Annotated in this window: 4 tRNA genes; all 4 read left to right on the top strand. The window is 49.6% G+C overall.

Features of this window, described 5'->3' with window-relative positions:
- The first annotated feature begins 11 nt into the window (after window positions 1-11).
- The 4 genes from BK139_RS23455 to BK139_RS23440 all read left to right on the top strand — a co-directional run bounded on the left by BK139_RS23455 (window position 12) and on the right by BK139_RS23440 (window position 341).
- Window positions 12-86: transfer RNA gene (locus BK139_RS23455), tRNA-Gln, on the top strand.
- A gap of 8 nt (window positions 87-94) precedes the next feature.
- Window positions 95-168, top strand: a tRNA-Cys gene (locus BK139_RS23450).
- Window positions 169-182: 14 nt separating this feature from the next.
- Window positions 183-256, top strand: a tRNA-Gly gene (locus tag BK139_RS23445).
- A gap of 8 nt (window positions 257-264) precedes the next feature.
- Window positions 265-341, top strand: a tRNA-Ile gene (locus tag BK139_RS23440).
- Window positions 342-363: the final 22 nt, after the last annotated feature.

Raw genomic sequence — 363 nt, 5'->3', positions numbered from 1 at the left:
GCATTAACTTTTGGGCTATAGCCAAGCGGTAAGGCACCGGACTTTGACTCCGTCACTCGCAGGTTCGAATCCTGCTAGCCCAGCCATTTTTTAAGGCAGCATAGCCAAGTGGTAAGGCAGAGGTCTGCAAAACCTCCATCCCCGGTTCAAATCCGGGTGTTGCCTCCAAACCAAAATTATTTGCGGGTGTAGTTTAGTGGTAAAACCTCAGCCTTCCAAGCTGATGATGAGGGTTCGATTCCCTTCACCCGCTCCAACAAATATGGGCCTATAGCTCAGCTGGTTAGAGCGCACGCCTGATAAGCGTGAGGTCGATGGTTCGAGTCCATTTAGGCCCACCATTATACATACCATTATCAAACT

The sequence above is a fragment of the Paenibacillus sp. FSL R5-0490 genome (assembly GCF_001956215.1).
Lineage (GTDB): Bacteria > Bacillota > Bacilli > Bacillales > Cytobacillaceae > Cytobacillus.
The sequence above is the reverse complement of the archived record's forward strand: the minus strand, read 5'-3'. Positions and strand labels throughout refer to the sequence as shown.